The organism is Amycolatopsis sp. lyj-90, assembly GCF_046549035.1.
In the GTDB taxonomy this organism is placed as follows: domain Bacteria; phylum Actinomycetota; class Actinomycetes; order Mycobacteriales; family Pseudonocardiaceae; genus Amycolatopsis.
The window spans coordinates 734,014-750,573 of record NZ_JAJPWP010000002.1 but is presented as its reverse complement, the minus strand read 5'-3'; the positions used below and the strand labels follow the sequence as shown (position 1 = coordinate 750,573).

Here is a 16,560-nt window from a genome sequence, read left to right as displayed (position 1 = left end):
ACCGCGATGCCGACATAGGGATGCCGTTACGGACAGGGAGCCCGACGTGAAGGGCTTTGGACTGGTCTGATGCCTGGGCAGGGAGCGGCTATGAGAGCCGGCGGATGAGACCGGTGTAGCCGGCTATCGCCAGGGTCGCCAGCGCCCAGACGGCGAGTTGGATCAGCCACAGTCCTGCGGTGAAGAGTTGCCCTGTTGAGGAGTAGGTGTCCAGGTCACATCGGCTGCGGATTCCGGTTGTCGCCAGCGGGAGGCCTCGGTCGAGACCAAGTCCGACACGCTCGATGAGCGAGCATGTGGTTCCTGCCGGAGTGGTTGCGGAGACCGGTGCCGCGACGCGCCGTCCGTTGTCTCCGGTGACACTTCCGGCGATGATTCCGAGGAGTGAGGCGAGTATCAGGGCGCAGCCCAGTGCGGCGGCGACTCTGCGGATGCGGTAGCCGTATCCGGCGAATTTTCCCCAGAGCCAATGAATACCGCGGGTGAACCAGCCGCCGAGATCACCGCGGGCACGGAGGTCGTCCTGCTGGGCGCGGAGAACCGTGCGGGCTTCGTTGTCGTGTCCGTACGACTTGAGCAGGAGAGCGAGCTGCTGATAGGGCTGCGGGCTGTATTCAGGGGTGTGGTGACGCAGAAGATGCCGCCAGCGAGCGTAGTCCACGCCTGGGAAGAACGCGTAGGTCAAGCCGGCGACGTTGACTTCGGCGGTTGAGGCCGCGTGTTCCCTGTCGTCGGAGCAGATCTTGGCTGGGGACAGGGCGAACTCTCTCGTTTTGGTGGCGGTGAGGTCGAGGATTCGGCCGTTCTTGTCGAGGAGTTCGATTCCGGTGAGGTCGAGTTCTCCCTCGATCACAGCGCCGGCGAGGACGACCGAACCGGTCAGCCGGACGTCTGTGCTGAAGTCGATGTCGTTGTGCACATGTAGCCGGTCGGCGGCGAGAGCGGGGCCTGATGCGTTGGCTATCCGAGCTGCGTTGCCGACGAACTGGGCGCCGATGTCCGCTCCGGTCAGGCGCACCGCTCCGTACTGGCCTTCTCCTCGGGCTGTAAAGCCTTCGCACAGATAGATCGACTCACTGACCTGAAGGTCGCGAGCCGAGATGGCGGGCCCGGTGCTGTTGCTTATCTGTGCGCTGGACGCGTCCAGTTCCCCGGCGATCCGAGCACCCGTCATACGGACTGCCCCGCGTTCTCCGTAGCCGGAGACCTGGAGACCGTTCTTCATAGACAGATCTGCCGCTATTCGGATCCCGTCGGCCGAGAACGCCGGCCCGGAGTCATTGGTGAGCCGCGCGCCGTCGAGCACCAGTCCGTTGCCGAGGGTCGCCGAGCGTAGGCGGATAGTGCCATCCGAACCGTGACCGACCGCTTTGAACGGTTCGGACATGAAGACCGCGCCGTCGACCGTGAGCTGCTCGCCAATGAAGGCCGGCCCTGAATCGTTCACGAGTTCGGCTTGGGTGAGTATCAGTTGTCCGCCGATGTGGGCTTCAGCGAGACTCAAGGTTCCCTCCTGGCCGGCTCCGCTTGCGTAGAACTGATCCTTGAGACAGAGGGAACCGTCGACACGGAGCCGGTCGGCGGCCAGCCCCGATCCGGACTTGCTGATGAGACGCGCTCCCGAAAGGTTCAGCTTGCCGTGGATATGAGCCGCGATCAGCTTGACTGCGTGGCCATCGGTCGTGACGACGGTGAATCCGGCATCGAGGTCGACCTTGCCGTCGACTTCGAGCCCGTTCGCAGCGAGCCTCGGCATAGAGGAGCCGGTCAAGGCCAGCCAAGGAAGGTGCGCCTCCTCGATCGTCAGCTCGTCGTCGAACGCGCAGCCGACCAGGGCCAGCCCGATGTCGGGGTGAACGTGCCGAAGATCCAGTCTTCCCGTGATGCGGGCACCTACTACTCGGATACCTCGTGGATCGAGCCCTTGGTCACCGGAGAGCAATGCCTCACGAATCGCGCCCGCGGGGAGTTGATGTTCCGGCTTCTGGCTGACACGCAGCGACTCGGTGCCGAGCGTGCTCACACGGAACTCGGTCCCGTTGCGTGCGGCTTCGAGCAACTTGCCGGGCGCGTTGAATACGACGGGAGTGGCCATATGGAGTAGTCGCTACCTTCAGGAGCCCGCGTAACGCCTGAACCGAACAGTGATCGGTTCGAGACCGAAAGCTTGCTAGCTACATCCCTGCCAGCTCCTCGTCAGGGGCACAAACCTACGGGGCTGAATTTCTGGAGCCGCGTTCCCGTGAGATCAGGCTGACCGACGCGCGGTCCGGGCCTGGCGGGTAGACGTATCGGCTGTGTCTCGGCTGAGTGGCAGCGTGTAACACATTGTGGTCTGCGGCGACTTGACGAGTCGTTCGGAAGAATTTCGCGAGGGTGGGTACCGCGTGAGCGATATCGATGAGTTGGAAGCCATAGACGCGGAGATCGGGGCTGCGCTGGCGGCTCCGGCAAGTGCCGTGGTCGTGGTCGGGCCTGGGGAACAGGGGCAGGAGTCTCTCGCGGTTTGGCACGTGAACCCGCAAGGGATGCCAGTGGGGGCGTGGATCTATTCACTCGACCTGCTTTTCACGTCGACCGAGGCGGCTCGTCGCCTTCTCGTTCTGCTGGAGCGTCGGGCGATCACTGCAGTGGTCCTAAACGAGTTGGACGATGTCCTCGAGCGCATCACGAAGGCTGCGGGGATCGAAGCGGAGAAGTGGTGGACGACGCAGGTCTTCTCGCCGCTTGAGTGCTTCGCCGACATCGTGGGACGCCGCGACGCCTATGAAAAGACTGTCTCGGTGGCAAAAAATGAGCTGAAGAACGTTGCCGACCTGGCTTGGAGCCGTGATTTCGACGCGGAGCGGCTCGATGACTTCGCTGACTTGTGTGCGCTGTCGAAGGTCGATGTCGTAGCAGGGAAGACGCTTGTCGGCTCGGGTGCGTTAAGGGTGGTTCAGGTGTTGCGCTGGCTTGTTCGTCACTGGTCGGAGACGGAGGGTGTCAAACGGCGACGGTATGTGCGAGAGATCCATGGCGAGGCCGATCCGTTGCCACCTTCTTGGCTTGCAGCGGTGAAGTCCGGACTTACCACTCGGCTTCCGTTATGACTGCACCGCTCGGATATGCCGTCGTCGATACCGAAACGACGGGGATTCTGCCCGGCTTTCATCACCGTGTGGCCGAGTTCGCGGTCGTCCACGTCGACCACGCTGGTTCGATCACCAACGAATGGTCAACGCTGGTGAACCCGGATCGTGACCTCGGACCGCAGGCCATTCACGGGATCCGTGCCGCCGAGGTGCGACAGGCTCCGAGGTTCGAGCAGTTCGCAGGAGACCTCCTCGAACTCTTCCGGGGTCGGATCGTGGTCGCACACAATCTCCAGTTCGACTCCATGCACCTATACGCTGAATTTCAGCGTATAGGTGTGGACGTGTCTCGATATCTGTCCTGGGGCCTGTGCACAATGCGCTTGGCTGGCTCTGTGTTTCCTGGTGTTCAACGGTCGCTTGTCGAGTGCTGCAGGATGGTTGGTGTGGACGGCGTGCGGTTCCATACCGCCCACGGCGACGCCGTCGCCGCCGCCCGACTTTTCGGTCGCATGCTGGCAGAAGCACCGAGGCTGGTTGCCTCCCGGGCGCTGTCACCGGCCACAGATCTGTGGGAACTGCCGGCGTTGCGGCGAAACTTGGCCAAGCCGGTGCGCCGACGATCGCTTGCACGGAGTGAGCCGCACTTTCTCGCGCGGCTGGTGGACCGTGTGCCTCGTGATGGTGAACCGGAAAAGGACGCTTATCTCTCCGTGCTGGACGGTGCATTGCTCGACCGGCAGATCTCGGTCTCGGAGGCTGACGCGCTGGTCGAGGTCGCGCACGAGTTCGGCCTCCACAAGGCGGAAGTGATCGGCGTTCATCATGACTACCTGCGTGACCTGGCACGAGCTGCCTGGGCGGACGGGGTCGTGTCCGAAGACGAGAGGCAAGACCTGAAAGTGGTTGCTGCGCTGCTCGGCTTGGAAGCCAGTGAAGTTGATCGAGTCCTGAGCCAGGAACAAGCATCGCCGCTAGAACGACCGGAATCGCGGGCAGCGCAGGTCAACGTCGGCGGGCTCGTACTGCGCCCTGGCGACCGAATCGTCCTGACAGGTTCTATGCGGCGCCAGCGCAACGATCTTAAAGAAGAGGCGATGGCGCTGGGGCTGCAGGTCGTGAGCTCAGTGAGCAAGCGAACCAGGGTCGTCGCCGCAGCGGACCCGGATTCTTTGTCCGGCAAGGCGAAGGTTGCGCGAGCACTGGGAATTCCTGTTGTGACCGAGGATGCATTCCTGCGCGCACTTGAAGCTCTGAGGTAGGAACACGTGCGTAGAAGCTGACGCGGTTGACGATGCACAAACCGGCACTAGCCCAGTACAGGCTGGCGGGCTGGCCGAGATAGGTGATCGAGTGGCGAAGCGGAACTTCTGCGACCTGCCGTCCGCGCTAAGCCGAGCCGTGAGGCCATGCTGTCTTTATCGATTCGTGTCAAGTTCCGCACGGTGTCCATGTGGTTCGCCAATATCGAAGCCTCACGCGAAGCGCTCCTTACCATCAGTATCGATCTGCAGGAGGCGCCCGACTACGCGAGGGTTCCCGCTCACAGTACTCTGCCGTACCTGAAACGGCGTAGGTCGTCTCGCCTCATACGCAGGGGGTCCGAGGTGAAACGAGCGTGCGAACGCCGGACCTGCTGGAAGGTCCACGGCCTGACTCAGGTCGACCGGCGATGTCCTTCGATGTCGCTCGCGGCCCTGGACGAGGTCCTGTAGCTGTTCAAACAGGCGATCTCGGCGCACGAGCAAAGCAGAACGGCGGCTCACTTCATGCGCTAGGTTCGGTCGGTGAATCCGGCGGAACTGGTGGGACTCTGGTCGAGTGAGCCGTACGAGTACGGCTCGATGGAGATGACCGAGCTGGTGTTGTTGTCTGACGGTCGTGGCTGGTCGCTGTTCGAGAACTCGGCTGGCGCGTACGAGCTCGAACGGTTGACCTGGAGCGTTCCCGAGCCGGGCCGGCTGGAACTGCACATGCACCTCTACGTTCTCGCTGAGATCAATGAGAACCAGGTGGAGGTCGAACAGCAGTCGCCGCTGGACGAGCGGCAGAACGTCGCGTACACCCTGACCAGCGACACCACCGTCCTGGAGCCCGACGGCTTCGTCGCGCTGGACTTGAGCGAGCGCGTAGTGGTGCGGTCCCGCTTCGGTCTGAGGCGGCGTGAGGTCACGGTCGAGGACGACCGGACCCACGTCGTCGTTCCGTATGGCTAGGGCGCGTCACCAGCGGGTCGGCGGGCGGCCCTCGGCGAACCCGTCTGCCGACTGCACTCCGGGCACCGCGCGTTGGTGGAATTCCTCCTCCAGGGTGCGCGCCTGCGTAGGTGCAGGCTGAGCGCGCACGAGCTGACCGAGTCCGGAGTTGAGTAGCGCCGGGTGTTTGCTCATTGTGTCACTGCGGCGAATGCTCGTTCTTACGTGCTTGCCGGGTGGGGCTGGGGGGTGTGCCGTCTTTGCGCCATTTTCTGAGGACGCGGCGGCCGTAATTGTGGGTGCCTGCGATCCTGTCGAGGTCGGCGCCGGTGGGTGTACGCCCCTTGGCTTGCTCGGCGAGGTAGTGAGTCCGCATGCGTTCTTCAGCGGTCTGTTCGGCGACTAGTTCGCGTTTGGCTGCCGGGACCGGTTGCGTAACCGCGTGATCGATCAATGGAGTTGGCTGCTCGCCATCGTGATCCTGGTGAAGGTCAGTTGCCTCAGTTCTGTGTCGTTTGAGTGCTCGGTTGAGTAGTTCGACGGCGAGCAGGAGGGCGAGGGGAGGGCAGGCGGCGACGGTGACGCCGAAGATACTGAGGTCGGCTGTGGAGCCAATGTTGGCGCAGAGTGAGAGTGAGATGCCGAAGGTGAAGGCGAGCCACGCCGTCCAGCGGCCTCTTGTTCGGTCAGCGTCGGCAGGTTTCCAGAGTTCGACGGTGGCGATCATGAGGAGGCCGTCGACGATGAGTGGCCAGATGGCCGCGGTGGTGTGGTCTGCGCCGAAGTGGAGTGCGAAGGCTCGTCCGTGTCGGTAGGAGGCGTAGGCGGCTCCTACTGCCACCAGTGCGGTGCAGCAGCACTGAACGGCCAGAGCGGGATCACGCCACGGACTGGAAGGGGTTGCTCCGTTTGGGTTACTCATGGGAGGTCACCGGGCCTTGCGACGGTGTCGCTCGATCACGGTCGTTGCAGAGATCCGCAGCTCACGGGCTGATTTTGTTTCGTGGGGTTGCTGTTGGAACCGCGCCGGGGGCACCAACAGGAACCCCACAAGAGCTCCGGCGCGCTGCGTCGGAGCTTTGGCGAGGTTCATCGCGAGGCAGGGGAGCGCGTCGACCAGGGCCAGGCCGTCGACTGTTATCCGAAGAACTTCGCGACTGCGTCGAGCAAGGCGTCCTCACAAAGGTAGAGGGCTTTCTCGTGTGAGGCGTATCGGTCTGAGCGTGATTCCAGACGTGACTTCGTGTATCCCGTCGTGGCCTTCGCAGAGTTCGGGTGATTGAAGATCTTCGCCTTGTAATCGTTGCATGGCTTGCCGGAAGCTGACGGCCGGGTGTTGAACAGCCAGCTTCTGGCCGTCTCATTAACAGCAGCTGTCCACCTCGGTTCGGTGGGCGCGGGCGACACGAGAGAATGGAACGGTGACGAAACAACGGTGCCTTCAACGTGGGATCAGCGACGACTGACACGTCTCCCGCCGCAAACACGCACCCGGCACATGGTGGATGTCCACTTAGGACGCCGGACACCGGCTGCCGGGCGGTGCTGATGCAGGAGAGGACACCGCACTGCCTGGCTCTGCGATCCCGTCGGGGGATCTCTCCGGATCTGCCCGCCTCCCGTGACGGAGAACTATTCGTTCAGGCGGCTGGACTGGTCCAGCACCACGCTGTGCGCAGCGCGGTGATCAGCAGCTCGTCGTCGGCGACGGTCGGTTCCTCTTCGCCGACCGGTAGCCAGACCTCGTCGGCGACGTGCCCGCCGCGGTGGTAGACGACCGCGATACCGGGGTAGATCACCGTCTCGGTATGGGTGCCGTCGATGTCGTCGAGTCGCACTGTCCGGGACTCCCAGCGCAGCTGGACCTCATTCTCAGCCTTCATCCGGCCGACACCTCTTCTCGTTCTCGCCCTGCCTCGTCGTCCCAGTGACTCTGGGGGTGACAGGCTGTGTGCGGGTGAAGATGGCGGAAGTCGTGGTCGTAGCGCGAGGGGTGCCAAGCAGGTCGGCCGACCCGGTTCGTGAAATCGGCGGCGCTGGGCCGCATTCGCTGCACGTGAACCCGCCCGCGATCATCCGGCGCAGCCGCAGGCTGGAGGCCGACGCTTCGCCGGTGACAGCGCCGCGCCGGGAGCCCACCCCGGCGCGGTACAGAGCTATCAATACAGCCAGTATCCCGGGTAGCCGTGGTGATAGTAGTGATGATGGTGATAGTGGCCGAAACAGAGCAGCAGGCAGCGCGCCTGATCGCTCGTCTCTGCTTGCGGCGCGGCCGAGGCCATGCCCACTGTGGGGCCGGCAACCAGCAGTCCGAGTGCGATGGGCAGGGCGGCCAGCGCGGCCCGACGCTTCGAGTTGCTCATCTGTGTCCCTTTCCTCATATTACGGCACCGGTCGGTGTCATGATCGAGTATTCGCCGAGGTGCGGGGAAATGACAGGATGATCACCCGCGATTAGTTAGTTCGGATGGTGACACCGATTTCGGTCATGTTTGCGTGATACCCGAATGGCCGCTAAAACCGGCCGATCAGGGCTGATTCAAGGACGGTCGGGTGTCGTCTGTGATTTTTCGTTACCGGTCGGGCTGGGCCCCGGGAACGGCACCGTGTCTCCCTGGGCGGCAAAAACGCGAAGGGATCGGCCGGCGGAGGATCTCTGTGGATCGTCCAAGGGGCCGGAATCCGGCGAGCAATGCAGTGTGAGCAAGGGGAATCAAGTAGCTGGTAGCCGATATCGAAACGCCGGTGTCAATAGTTTTTCATAGGCAAGTGACAGTACTGTAGAAATTAATCCTGTCGAGTGTAAGGCGTTGAGGTCCAAGAGGGTTCCGGCGATCTCGTTCGGCGTAATTTCGATACTTTCATTCGAAAAGTTGAGGACCGCTGGTTCGTTGCAGTGGCAAGGTGCAACTGCCATGGCTGAAGGGCCGGGCTATTCGGTGGGGGCCGGGGCCGTACGACTTCCGGCTGGAGCTCGACGGCGTCCACGCTCAGTACGGCGCTCGCCAAGAACGACGCCCCGAATCTTTTGGCACCCTCGACGGACCTGCGGCCGGCTCGAAGCGATCACCGCGCACACGCACCACGGCTCCGCTCTGTCCACAGCTTCGGCGAGCTGAACCTCTCGCCGTCGCGATGTCAGTACTTCGAAGTCGGGATCGCACCACCTGGACTGGCGGGACGGGGGTCACACGATGGGGTCGTGACGATCTTCTCGAGGCGGGGTCTTAGTGGTGTGGAAGCGAGGATGGAACACCGAGAGCTTCCAGCGAGACCACAGGAACCGATCCGAGGAGACGTCATGACGAATTCGACCGCTACCAAGGCTCCCAGCCAGTCGAGCGCAGTCGAGAAGACCGGCACGGGCGCGTTGGAGTCGAGCAAGGGGGCGACCACCATCGCCGACACGGTGGTGGCGAAGGTCGCGGGCTTGGCCACCCGCGAGATCTCCGGGGTCTACGACCTGGGTGGTGGCGCGGCCCGGGCGTTCAGCGCGATCCGTGAGCGCATCCCCGGTGCCACCGCGTCGGCCAGCCAGGGGGTGTCGGTCGAGGTCGGCGAGAAGCAGGCCGCGGTCGACCTGCAGATTCTCGTCGAGTACGGCGTGTCCATCGCCGACCTGTCGCGTGCGGTGCGCAGGAACGTCATCGGCGCGGTCGAGCAGATCACCGGGCTCGAGGTGGTCGAGGTCAACATCAACGTGTCCGACGTGCACATCCCCGGTGACGACGAGGACGAGGACACCAAGACCGACACCGGCCGCGTCCAGTGAGCCTCGGCGTCGAGATCGACGCCGACCGCATCGCCACCGCTGTGCAGGCCCGGCCCCGGATCGCGGGTCTGCACAGCGGCCGGTTCGGCGAGATCGCCACCCTCCTGCGCGGACGCAGGATCCCGGGGGTCCGCGTCCGCGACGACGAGATCACCATCGGGGTCATCGGCCGCTACCCGGCGACCGCCGTTGAAATCAGTGACGACGTCCGCACCGCCGTGGGGCCGGTCGATCGCCCGGTCCATGTGCGGATCGGCGACATCGCTTCTCCGGCCGGTGCCACGGCCGAGGATCCGGACACGATCGCCCTTGCCAAGGAGAACCAGTGAATTCCACGCATCTCGGTCTGCTCACCGGTCTCGCCCTCGGCCTCGCGGCCGCCTTCGGCGGGTTCGGCGCCTTCCTGGTCGTCCTGGCCCTCGGCGCCCTCGGGTTGCTGGTCGGCCGTGTCGTCGACGGCAAGCTCGATTTGTCGCAGCTCACCGGCCGTGACAGGGGCTGATCTCCATGACCGCCACCCTGCCGAGCCCGGCGCCCAGGACGGCTCCCGCCGCTTCCGGCGACCGGGGCGTCCTCACCATTTCCGACAGCACCGTGGAACGGATCGCGGCTCACGCGGTGACCGAGGTCGATGGCGTCGGCGGCGCCGCGAGCCGCGTGCTCGGTGTCGCCTTGGGCGGTGAAGACCTCGACAACAGCGCCAAGGTCACCGCGAAGGTCGACGGCGGGACCGCCACCCTCGACGTGAGGATCTCCATCAGCTATCCGATGTCAGTGTCTCGCACCACCGAGAACGCCCGCCGACATCTGATGCGCCGCGTCGAAGAGCTCACCGGGCTCACCGTGTCGCACGTGGACATCACCGTCACCGCGCTGCACACCGCCACCGCCGAGACCAGGAGGGTCCAGTGAAACGCCGCCCACGTCGCAGCATCCCCGCGACCCTCACCGCGATCGTCCTGCTCGCCGCCTGCGCCCTCGTCGCGGTCATCGCGATCCAGATGCTTCTCGGTGAAACTCCCTGGATTCGCTACGACACCGTCGCCGGTGCCCTGCACGACATGCGCTGGAGCGACGTCGTGACGGCCATCGCCGGTGGCGTCGCAGTGTTGCTCGGGTCGATCCTGGTCTCGGCGGCGATCCTGCCGGGCAAGCCCACCGTCCTGCCGCTGCGGGGCGACCCGGACTCCGGTGCCTCGCGTCGCAGCTACCGCTCCACCCTGCACGCCGCGGCCTCCACGGTGGACGGCGTGTCCGGCGCGACGGTGAAACTCAAACCCCGCACTGTCACCGCGAGGGTGAGTACCGGGCGGACGAGCACCGATGGTCTCGCCGACGCCGTTCGTGGTGCGGTCGAACACCGGCTCGACCAGATCGACCCCGTCCTCCGCCCGGCCGTCAAGGTCAAGGTTCGTGCCGCCAGGAGCGCGTCATGACCGACCTCAATCGCCCCGCACGCCTCAACCGCACCGTGCTCGCTTTGTTCGGGCTCGTTCTGATCGCGGCAGGCGCTTTCGCACTGCTGACCCATTTCGGCACGGTCACCGTCTTGCGCCCCGAATCCGCGTTGGTGGCCGGAACCTCGCAGCCGCCTACCTGGACGCTCTACGTCACCGCAGCGGCCGCCGTCGTGCTGGGCCTGTTCTTGCTGCGATGGCTCATCGCACAGCTGACCCGCAAACCCAAGACTCACACCTGGCACTTCGAGACCGACCCCGCCGCCGGTCGCACCGAGCTGGCCGCGAGCACCGCGATCGAACCGTTCGTCGCCGAGGTGACGACCTATCCCGGCGTCCACGCCGCACACGCCACACTCGCCGGGACCCGCGACACGCCGGCCGTGGCGCTGGTGATCAGCGCCGAGCAGGACGGCGATCTCACCGACATCCGCCATCGGATCGACACCGACGGCCTTCCTCGGCTGCGTCGTGCACTCGATCTCGACACCCTGCCGGCGACCGTCGAGTTCCGCTTTTCCACCAAAACGGGCGCTCGCGCGAGGTAGGGCGCGAGCACCTGTCCACGATCGATCATGAGGTGAAGAAATGCTCTGGACCATTCTGGGCTGGATCCTGTTCGGACTGATCGCCGGTTTCATCGCGCGAGCACTGGTGCCGGGCAAGGACGACATCGGCCTGCTGCGGACCATCGTCCTGGGCGTCGTCGGCTCGGTCGTGGGTGGCTTCCTGTTCGGCCTGCTCACCGTCGGCTTCCGTGGCTTCCAACCGGCGGGATGGATCGGGTCGGTCATCGGCGCGATCATCGTCCTGGTCATCTACAACAAGGTGACCGGCCGCAAGAGCCAGCCGCGGGGGTGAGCAAAGTGGCTGTGCGCCACGCCAGCGTGATTCCGGCCTCCACTGCTCCCCGGAGGGCCACCAGTTCGTCGGCGCCGAATATCACGACTCCATCCGGGTGATCACGCTTGGCGGCGGCAACGACCTCGTCGGCAGGTGCGTGAAGCCGGTGGTGAGTCCGGATCCGCTGGACCTCGCCACCGTGAGGGAGGACTTGATGGGCATCCGGCCAACAGTGCGAGCAGGAACCGCGACCAGGGCGGCCACGGCGGCGGTGATGGCGATGGTCGCGGGCCTGCTGGTGACCGCGGCACCAGCCGTGTCCGCGTCGACCCAGGCCATCCCACCCGACTGCAGGGTGTGGCGGAGTACAGGCTCTTGGGCGGTTTCGTCGAAGTGCACCCAGCGCGCACACCGAGCCGCTGCGGAGTGCCGTACGCACACCCAACCCGCATACCGGTGGTACTTCGGCGCCTGGGCGAACAAGAACGAGGAATCGAAGGTGAACTGCCCCCAGGACACCACGGGCCTGCGGGGGATGAGCGTGGACTACCCGGACTGATCACGCGCCACAGGAAAGCCACGAACGGTTCGCTGCCGCCGGGCACGACCGCGGCAACTCGGTCGTGTACCGGCTCACTCTCGATCACCCCGAGGCCGTACTGTCCCGCCATCGTGAGAGTCCACTTAGGACGATTGGCTGACCTGCGAAGACCGCAGCGAATCAGGGCTGTCCGTGGAGGTCGCCCGGCCGGAGAGCGCCGTGTACGCCGAGTCAGATCGCTCCAGGGATTTCACCAGCCGTTAGGCCGATCGTGATCAGGGTTCACTCGTCCTGGTCACCCTCCTCGAACGGGGTTCCGGAAGAGGTGCGACTGCGAGATCCTCGACCTATGGCGACAGAGGCGAAGGTTGATGACGCCGAGTGGCGTGCGCTGCTGTGGCGAGAGATGGCGGCGATCGAGCAGGCCAAGAGCACACTGATGCGACGGCACGAGATCGACGATCGCACTGCGGCTTCCTTGTTGGCGTTGTGCGCCGAGGAGGGTGGTGTGGAGTTTACCGAAGCTGCGCGATGCCTGAAGTGAGCGCCTGTGTCCGGGTGATGGCCGTCCGGAGGATTGCCCGGTGTCAGAAGGTCAGGTGATGCCGCCAAGATCGGCCGGTTTGAGGGGCGACCGGATCGGGAAGCATGCGGTCATGTCTAGTCGAGTGGATGAACAGGCTGCCCCGGTAGAACGGCGACACCGACGCAGACGCTGGATAGCGGGTCACGGTGGAGTGATGACCACGGTCCCGGCCGCGGTCTTCGGCGCGTTGGGTGCGTGGTACGGCTCCGCGACCGACGCTGAAGTGAGTTGGTTGAACCCGGTGACGGGGGGTGTCATCGGCGTGCTGTTCGGCGCGCTACTGGGTTTCGGGGTGTCGATGGAGGCTCGGGAGCCGAAACCGAAGGGTGCACGTCGAGTCCTGGTCATCGTCGGGCTGGTGTTCTGCGCCGCGATAGCCGTGGGGATGCGGTATCTGCGCTTCCGAACGTGACGACAGAACGCCGCCAGGCGCTGGCTCACAACTGGGTCGACAGCCAGATCGCCATCCATAACAGGCATCCCATCGCTCCCCCGACACCGAATGCGAGCAGCATTCGCCGAAGGGCGGCGATCTCACCTGACCGTCCGGTCGTTTCGGTCATCCCCACGCGTGTGCCGGCCATCTGGGTCATGCGACCGGACTTCCCCGCCGGCCGATGCCTTACACCTGGATCACCGTTTACGGTGAGGTCGCTCGTGCGCACGCACCCAACTCAATGACATCAACGGAGTCGGCTGGGTCCTGCGCATGATCATGACAGGGCGTAAGCACCCCGTCAGGCGCTCAGCGAGGGTCACATCGCATTCCCCGATCCCGGTCGGAGCCGTACTGGGTCTTCGCTGCTGTTCGTCTCGAGCGCCAGGGACCAGCCGTACCGCTCGTCCCATACCAGCGCGACATCCTGGTCGGGATGATCGGGCAGTCTCCGGTCCAGGGCGATGTAGGCGCCAGCCGTCGGTTCGAGTTGAGCGTAGAAGGCGTCGCCGTGCATCCCGAGCTCCTCGGTGCACAGAATGACCACTGGGTGACGGCTTCAAACCTAGCCGCTGTAGCTCCGGCAGGCCGGGCGTCAGTTCACCGAACGAAGGTCTGCCACGGCGAGGGCGGTGTGCCGGTCGGGGTAGTGATCGAGAACGGCGATCATGCCGGTGGTGACCATCGCGCGATAGGCGACGGAGTGCGGGCCGAGCGCTGTCCGGAGCGTGACACCCTTGGCGGCGGCTTGATCGACGGCGGCATGCAGCGCTTGAATGCCGGCCACACTCAGGAAAGTGACCTCGGCGAGATCCATCACGATCGCTCGAATTCCCCGGCTTCGGGCGAGTGCCGTCGCGACCGCCATTTCCACGACGACGGCGGTGTGCGAATCCAGTTCACCGGTCAAGGCGATGACGGCCGGACCCTCCGGTGAACACGACATCCGCACAGTTGCCGCGGACGCGAGGCCCGGCATCCAGATTCTTTCCATGCGCACCCGATGACTCTCGCGTTCCCGTGAGGGAACACTGGTGGTAACCCGGGCCGTCACGGTAAAACCGGCTCTCGGGATTTCGCAAGCGGTGGTGAGCCGACTCAGTCTCTTGGGTGTCCGGTGATCCTTGTGCTACAAGAAAAGAGCCGTGCTCGTGCTCCGCGTCGAATTCCTCTGGTGGGCAAGGGGAGCATTACCCGATTGGACCACCGGTTGCGCGGTCAGGGGTCCGCGGTGCCCACACGATGGTGGATCGGCGTGGAAAAGAGCGGGCGACCTCAGTACGTTTCCGTGACACAGGACGAAACACACTTCTATTGCCGTCCTGTTCGATGCAATCGCCTTTCAAGGAGAATCCATGCTGAAGAAGATCGGCTTCGTCGCGGCCGCCATGGCCGCCGGCGCCTTCGTCGGCGGTGGGGTCGCGTCCGCGGACACCCCCGACGACTACTACGACTACGGCCACGACGTGAGCGAGCAGGTCGGCCTGGTCAACCTGAACAACATCGACGCGCTGCACAACGTGAACGGCACGCTGGGCGTGTGCGGCAACGACGTGAACGTGCTCGGGGTCCAGGTCCCGATCCGTGACTCGCTCAACGGCATCGGTGTGCCGATCCTGTCGCCGGGTGCGCACGAGGCCAGTGGCGAGTCCCCGTACAACTGCGCCGCCGGTGGCATCACCGACGGCGGAACTTTCCAAGGCAACTAGTAACTTCTCTGCCGAGGCTGCCCGTTGTGTGTGCGGAAGCCGGCCGAGGCAGGGGATCCGGCGAGGCGCATCGGAGTCGTGAGGCGTGCCCGGAACACGGAGAAGAGATGCACACTCCGCTGCGTATTCCGGGCCCGCTGCGACGCGAAGCGACGCCGGCACGGGTGGGGCCGGTTCATCCTGCCCAGGAGTTGACCGGCCCCATCCAGCGTGAAATGCACGATAGTCGATATCCCTGGGTGCGGCGAATCGAAGTTCGCCGCCCGGGTTCCCCCTCGCCGGGTTTCATCCGGCGGGTTCCTCTAGGAGTTTTTCTGTGATCAAGCAGCTTGGGTTCGTCGCTACCGCTCTGGCCGCCGGAATGGCGATCGCCGGCGGGTCCGCCTCGGCGGCCGGTGTCACTGTGGCGGGTCAGCCGGTGGACCACAACGGTCAGCTGGGTTTGGCGAACGTGCAGAACCTCGACGCGGTGCACAACCTGAACGTCGTCGGTGGTGTCTGTGACAACAACGTGAACGTGCTCGGGGTTCAGGTCCCGGTGCGTGACGTCGCCGAGGGTATCGCCGTGCCGGTCCTGTCCCCGGGTGAGACCGAGGCCGAGGGTGCTACTCCGGACAACTGCGCCGGTGGCGGCATCGTCGACGGCGGGACCGTCCAGGAAAACTGACCGATCCCGCGAAACAGCCGCCGCACGGATGCCCCTCCGTGCGGCGGCTTTCTCGTGCGGCGGAAGCTGACTGCCCTCTGCGGTGTACCGCAGGTGAGGTCAGGCTCCCGGCACGGCCCGGGCCGCCTGACCTCACCGCTTTTCGCCGCCCCGAACAGCGACTGAGCAAAATTCTGCCCATAGGTCTTCGTCGTCGCGACTCGAGTCATCCGATCCGGGACGGCGTTGTTCCCTGAGTTGCAAAACGGGTCAGCCACACCGTTTCCGTCCGGGGCAACTGCGAAGGAACTTGACGACAGGGCCTCGCGGGAGGACCTCGTGCAGGCCCGGTGCCCCGCCCGGCCATTCGATGGACAGGGCGATGGACGAGGAGTTGTTGCCGTAGTTCGACTCCGCCAGGGTCCGGTCGTCGTTCACGGTGTTCACCAGGTCGTAGGTTCCCGACGGCACATCGGTGATGTCCAGCCACTGGAAGTCGACGTCGTACTTGTAGTCGTCACCGGATCCGACGGAGATTCCTTCGACCACGTCGAGTGCGTCCGGTTCGTGATGGCGGCATTTGTTCGCTCGCAGGCGCTGGGCGAGTTCCGCGTCAGGGCCGGATTCGCCAGGGACCCGCCCGAGCTTGTCGATGTCCGCGACACGAAAGCGATCGCCGAGGCAGAAGCCGTTCTTGCGGTCGGTGACGACGGTTTTCCCCTGTGGCGAGACGAGTGCGAAATGCTCGAAGTTCATCAGGTGCCAATGCTGGTGGTCCATGGCCGGTTCGTAGTAGGTGAAGGTGCGGGTGGAGCGTTGCGCTTCGTCGTGATTCGACGGTATCGACCCGTCCGCGGCGTTGCGCAGAGCTTGCCGGACGGTCATGCGGTTCTGCGCCGTGTCACCGCGTCGGCCGTAGAGCAGCAGGGGTCCGTCACCGATGTTCTCTTCCGAGCTGGTGAATCTCAGCCTGACGGCTTGCGCGGCGGCGGGGAGGACGCAGCGGCCGTTCGGTGCAGCCGGATCGATCACCATGCACACGTCCCAGTCGACGCATTTCAGGACGTCCCCGGAGAACCCTCCGGCGCAGCCCGGGGGAGCCTGGCGGAGGTCGGGTAGCAGGACTTGCGGTGACGCGTCGGAGCTGGGAACGGCGGTCGTCACGGCCGTCATGAGTATCACCGCGGCGAGTGAGACGTATTTCTTGAGCAAAGGGATGGACCCGTTCTGTGCTGACATCTTCGACAGGTTGACCCTATTCGAGTAATTACTTTTCTGGTGAAACATGTAACCGGATCACA

Annotated in this window: 23 protein-coding genes; 14 read left to right on the top strand and 9 right to left on the bottom strand. The window is 64.7% G+C overall.

What is annotated here, in order from left to right; genetic code table 11:
• Nucleotides 1-88: 88 nt before the first annotated feature.
• Entirely contained in the window at nt 89-2,095 is a 2,007-nt protein-coding gene (locus ACLJPX_RS09220; protein WP_410599685.1) for a hypothetical protein, read from the bottom strand.
• A gap of 292 nt (nt 2,096-2,387) precedes the next feature.
• Here ACLJPX_RS09220 and ACLJPX_RS09215 point away from each other — a divergent pair, with 292 nt between their 5' ends.
• The 3 genes from ACLJPX_RS09215 (at nt 2,388) to ACLJPX_RS09205 (ending at nt 5,290) form a co-directional block, all read left to right on the top strand.
• The gene (locus ACLJPX_RS09215) at nt 2,388-3,092 is read left to right on the top strand and encodes a DUF6218 family protein (RefSeq protein WP_410599684.1); all 705 of its coding nucleotides are present in this window, start codon (nt 2,388-2,390) and stop codon (nt 3,090-3,092) included.
• Nucleotides 3,089-4,336, top strand: a complete 1,248-nt coding sequence (locus ACLJPX_RS09210) for an exonuclease domain-containing protein (protein WP_410599683.1) — start codon at nt 3,089-3,091, stop codon at nt 4,334-4,336. Before ACLJPX_RS09215 ends, ACLJPX_RS09210 begins: the two co-directional genes overlap by 4 nt.
• A gap of 525 nt (nt 4,337-4,861) precedes the next feature.
• Entirely contained in the window at nt 4,862-5,290 is a 429-nt protein-coding gene (locus ACLJPX_RS09205; RefSeq protein ID WP_410599682.1) for a hypothetical protein, read from the top strand.
• A gap of 6 nt (nt 5,291-5,296) precedes the next feature.
• Here the strand turns inward: ACLJPX_RS09205 and ACLJPX_RS09200 are convergent, their stop codons facing one another.
• From ACLJPX_RS09200 to ACLJPX_RS09185, 4 genes are all read right to left on the bottom strand, one after another.
• Nucleotides 5,297-5,464 (bottom strand): hypothetical protein, encoded by a 168-nt coding sequence (locus ACLJPX_RS09200; protein ID WP_410600051.1) that lies wholly within the window; start codon nt 5,462-5,464, stop codon nt 5,297-5,299.
• Nucleotides 5,465-5,468: 4 nt separating this feature from the next.
• The gene (locus ACLJPX_RS09195; protein ID WP_410599681.1) at nt 5,469-6,191 is read right to left on the bottom strand and encodes a DUF2637 domain-containing protein; all 723 of its coding nucleotides are present in this window, start codon (nt 6,189-6,191) and stop codon (nt 5,469-5,471) included.
• Between the two features lie 718 nt (nt 6,192-6,909).
• Nucleotides 6,910-7,152, bottom strand: coding sequence for a hypothetical protein (locus tag ACLJPX_RS09190; RefSeq protein WP_410599680.1), 243 nt, complete (start codon nt 7,150-7,152; stop codon nt 6,910-6,912).
• A 276-nt stretch (nt 7,153-7,428) separates the two neighbouring features.
• A complete protein-coding gene (locus tag ACLJPX_RS09185) occupies nt 7,429-7,632 on the bottom strand; it encodes a hypothetical protein (RefSeq protein WP_410599679.1) in 204 nt (67 codons plus the stop codon).
• 938 nt (nt 7,633-8,570) lie between these two features.
• On the opposite strand from ACLJPX_RS09185, the gene ACLJPX_RS09180 reads away from it, so the two are divergent.
• The 7 genes from ACLJPX_RS09180 to ACLJPX_RS09150 are packed head-to-tail and all read left to right on the top strand — an operon-like array spanning nt 8,571 to nt 11,359.
• A complete protein-coding gene (locus ACLJPX_RS09180) occupies nt 8,571-9,041 on the top strand; it encodes an Asp23/Gls24 family envelope stress response protein (RefSeq protein ID WP_410599678.1) in 471 nt (156 codons plus the stop codon).
• Nucleotides 9,038-9,370, top strand: a complete 333-nt coding sequence (locus tag ACLJPX_RS09175) for a hypothetical protein (protein ID WP_410599677.1) — start codon at nt 9,038-9,040, stop codon at nt 9,368-9,370. The genes ACLJPX_RS09180 and ACLJPX_RS09175 overlap by 4 nt, the downstream gene beginning before the upstream one ends.
• A complete protein-coding gene (locus ACLJPX_RS09170; protein WP_410599676.1) occupies nt 9,367-9,543 on the top strand; it encodes a hypothetical protein in 177 nt (58 codons plus the stop codon). Before ACLJPX_RS09175 ends, ACLJPX_RS09170 begins: the two co-directional genes overlap by 4 nt.
• Before the next feature lie 5 nt (nt 9,544-9,548).
• On the top strand, nt 9,549-9,953 hold the full coding sequence (locus ACLJPX_RS09165; RefSeq protein ID WP_410599675.1) for an Asp23/Gls24 family envelope stress response protein: 405 nt from the start codon (nt 9,549-9,551) through the stop codon (nt 9,951-9,953).
• Nucleotides 9,950-10,477 (top strand): DUF6286 domain-containing protein, encoded by a 528-nt coding sequence (locus ACLJPX_RS09160; protein ID WP_410599674.1) that lies wholly within the window; start codon nt 9,950-9,952, stop codon nt 10,475-10,477. Before ACLJPX_RS09165 ends, ACLJPX_RS09160 begins: the two co-directional genes overlap by 4 nt.
• Complete coding sequence (locus ACLJPX_RS09155; protein WP_410599673.1) at nt 10,474-11,046, top strand: alkaline shock response membrane anchor protein AmaP; 573 nt, start codon at nt 10,474-10,476, stop codon at nt 11,044-11,046. The genes ACLJPX_RS09160 and ACLJPX_RS09155 overlap by 4 nt, the downstream gene beginning before the upstream one ends.
• A gap of 40 nt (nt 11,047-11,086) precedes the next feature.
• Nucleotides 11,087-11,359 carry a GlsB/YeaQ/YmgE family stress response membrane protein gene (locus tag ACLJPX_RS09150; RefSeq protein WP_410599672.1) on the top strand — a complete coding sequence of 91 codons (273 nt, stop codon included), beginning with the start codon at nt 11,087-11,089 and terminating at the stop codon, nt 11,357-11,359.
• 81 nt (nt 11,360-11,440) lie between these two features.
• Here the strand turns inward: ACLJPX_RS09150 and ACLJPX_RS09145 are convergent, their stop codons facing one another.
• Nucleotides 11,441-11,680: a hypothetical protein gene (locus tag ACLJPX_RS09145; RefSeq protein WP_410599671.1), complete on the bottom strand. Its 240-nt coding sequence runs from the start codon at nt 11,678-11,680 to the stop codon at nt 11,441-11,443.
• 551 nt (nt 11,681-12,231) lie between these two features.
• On the opposite strand from ACLJPX_RS09145, the gene ACLJPX_RS09140 reads away from it, so the two are divergent.
• Together ACLJPX_RS09140 and ACLJPX_RS09135 are read left to right on the top strand one after the other, a co-directional pair.
• Nucleotides 12,232-12,426 (top strand): hypothetical protein, encoded by a 195-nt coding sequence (locus ACLJPX_RS09140; RefSeq protein WP_410599670.1) that lies wholly within the window; start codon nt 12,232-12,234, stop codon nt 12,424-12,426.
• 196 nt (nt 12,427-12,622) lie between these two features.
• A complete protein-coding gene (locus ACLJPX_RS09135) occupies nt 12,623-12,880 on the top strand; it encodes a hypothetical protein (RefSeq protein ID WP_410599669.1) in 258 nt (85 codons plus the stop codon).
• A 343-nt stretch (nt 12,881-13,223) separates the two neighbouring features.
• On the opposite strand, the gene ACLJPX_RS09130 is transcribed toward ACLJPX_RS09135, so the two are convergent.
• Together ACLJPX_RS09130 and ACLJPX_RS09125 are read right to left on the bottom strand one after the other, a co-directional pair.
• The gene (locus tag ACLJPX_RS09130; RefSeq protein ID WP_410599668.1) at nt 13,224-13,451 is read right to left on the bottom strand and encodes a DUF6292 family protein; all 228 of its coding nucleotides are present in this window, start codon (nt 13,449-13,451) and stop codon (nt 13,224-13,226) included.
• Between the two features lie 48 nt (nt 13,452-13,499).
• On the bottom strand, nt 13,500-13,898 hold the full coding sequence (locus ACLJPX_RS09125; protein ID WP_410600030.1) for an STAS domain-containing protein: 399 nt from the start codon (nt 13,896-13,898) through the stop codon (nt 13,500-13,502).
• A gap of 361 nt (nt 13,899-14,259) precedes the next feature.
• Here ACLJPX_RS09125 and ACLJPX_RS09120 point away from each other — a divergent pair, with 361 nt between their 5' ends.
• Nucleotides 14,260-14,613, top strand: a complete 354-nt coding sequence (locus ACLJPX_RS09120; RefSeq protein ID WP_410599667.1) for a hypothetical protein — start codon at nt 14,260-14,262, stop codon at nt 14,611-14,613.
• Between the two features lie 316 nt (nt 14,614-14,929).
• The gene (locus tag ACLJPX_RS09115) at nt 14,930-15,280 is read left to right on the top strand and encodes a hypothetical protein (protein ID WP_410599666.1); all 351 of its coding nucleotides are present in this window, start codon (nt 14,930-14,932) and stop codon (nt 15,278-15,280) included.
• Between the two features lie 249 nt (nt 15,281-15,529).
• Here ACLJPX_RS09115 and ACLJPX_RS09110 read toward each other — a convergent pair whose 3' ends face one another.
• Nucleotides 15,530-16,432 carry a lysyl oxidase family protein gene (locus ACLJPX_RS09110; protein ID WP_410599665.1) on the bottom strand — a complete coding sequence of 301 codons (903 nt, stop codon included), beginning with the start codon at nt 16,430-16,432 and terminating at the stop codon, nt 15,530-15,532.
• Nucleotides 16,433-16,560 lie beyond the last annotated feature (128 nt).

Excerpts from the sequence above, each read along its gene's own strand:
- ACLJPX_RS09125 (WP_410600030.1), bottom strand. The coding sequence starts at position 13,898 with ATGGAAAGAATCTGGATGCCGGGCCTCGCGTCCGCGGCAACTGTGCGG.
- ACLJPX_RS09165 (WP_410599675.1), top strand. The coding sequence starts at position 9,549 with ATGACCGCCACCCTGCCGAGCCCGGCGCCCAGGACGGCTCCCGCCGCT.
- ACLJPX_RS09150 (WP_410599672.1), top strand. The coding sequence starts at position 11,087 with ATGCTCTGGACCATTCTGGGCTGGATCCTGTTCGGACTGATCGCCGGT.
- ACLJPX_RS09145 (WP_410599671.1), bottom strand. The coding sequence starts at position 11,680 with ATGGCCTGGGTCGACGCGGACACGGCTGGTGCCGCGGTCACCAGCAGG.
- ACLJPX_RS09140 (WP_410599670.1), top strand. The coding sequence starts at position 12,232 with ATGGCGACAGAGGCGAAGGTTGATGACGCCGAGTGGCGTGCGCTGCTG.
- ACLJPX_RS09195 (WP_410599681.1), bottom strand. The coding sequence starts at position 6,191 with ATGAGTAACCCAAACGGAGCAACCCCTTCCAGTCCGTGGCGTGATCCC.
- ACLJPX_RS09200 (WP_410600051.1), bottom strand. The coding sequence starts at position 5,464 with ATGAGCAAACACCCGGCGCTACTCAACTCCGGACTCGGTCAGCTCGTG.
- ACLJPX_RS09210 (WP_410599683.1), top strand. The coding sequence starts at position 3,089 with ATGACTGCACCGCTCGGATATGCCGTCGTCGATACCGAAACGACGGGG.
- ACLJPX_RS09135 (WP_410599669.1), top strand. The coding sequence starts at position 12,623 with ATGACCACGGTCCCGGCCGCGGTCTTCGGCGCGTTGGGTGCGTGGTAC.
- ACLJPX_RS09220 (WP_410599685.1), bottom strand. The coding sequence starts at position 2,095 with ATGGCCACTCCCGTCGTATTCAACGCGCCCGGCAAGTTGCTCGAAGCC.
- ACLJPX_RS09155 (WP_410599673.1), top strand. The coding sequence starts at position 10,474 with ATGACCGACCTCAATCGCCCCGCACGCCTCAACCGCACCGTGCTCGCT.
- ACLJPX_RS09190 (WP_410599680.1), bottom strand. The coding sequence starts at position 7,152 with ATGAAGGCTGAGAATGAGGTCCAGCTGCGCTGGGAGTCCCGGACAGTG.
- ACLJPX_RS09120 (WP_410599667.1), top strand. The coding sequence starts at position 14,260 with ATGCTGAAGAAGATCGGCTTCGTCGCGGCCGCCATGGCCGCCGGCGCC.
- ACLJPX_RS09110 (WP_410599665.1), bottom strand. The coding sequence starts at position 16,432 with ATGACGGCCGTGACGACCGCCGTTCCCAGCTCCGACGCGTCACCGCAA.
- ACLJPX_RS09180 (WP_410599678.1), top strand. The coding sequence starts at position 8,571 with ATGACGAATTCGACCGCTACCAAGGCTCCCAGCCAGTCGAGCGCAGTC.
- ACLJPX_RS09185 (WP_410599679.1), bottom strand. The coding sequence starts at position 7,632 with ATGAGCAACTCGAAGCGTCGGGCCGCGCTGGCCGCCCTGCCCATCGCA.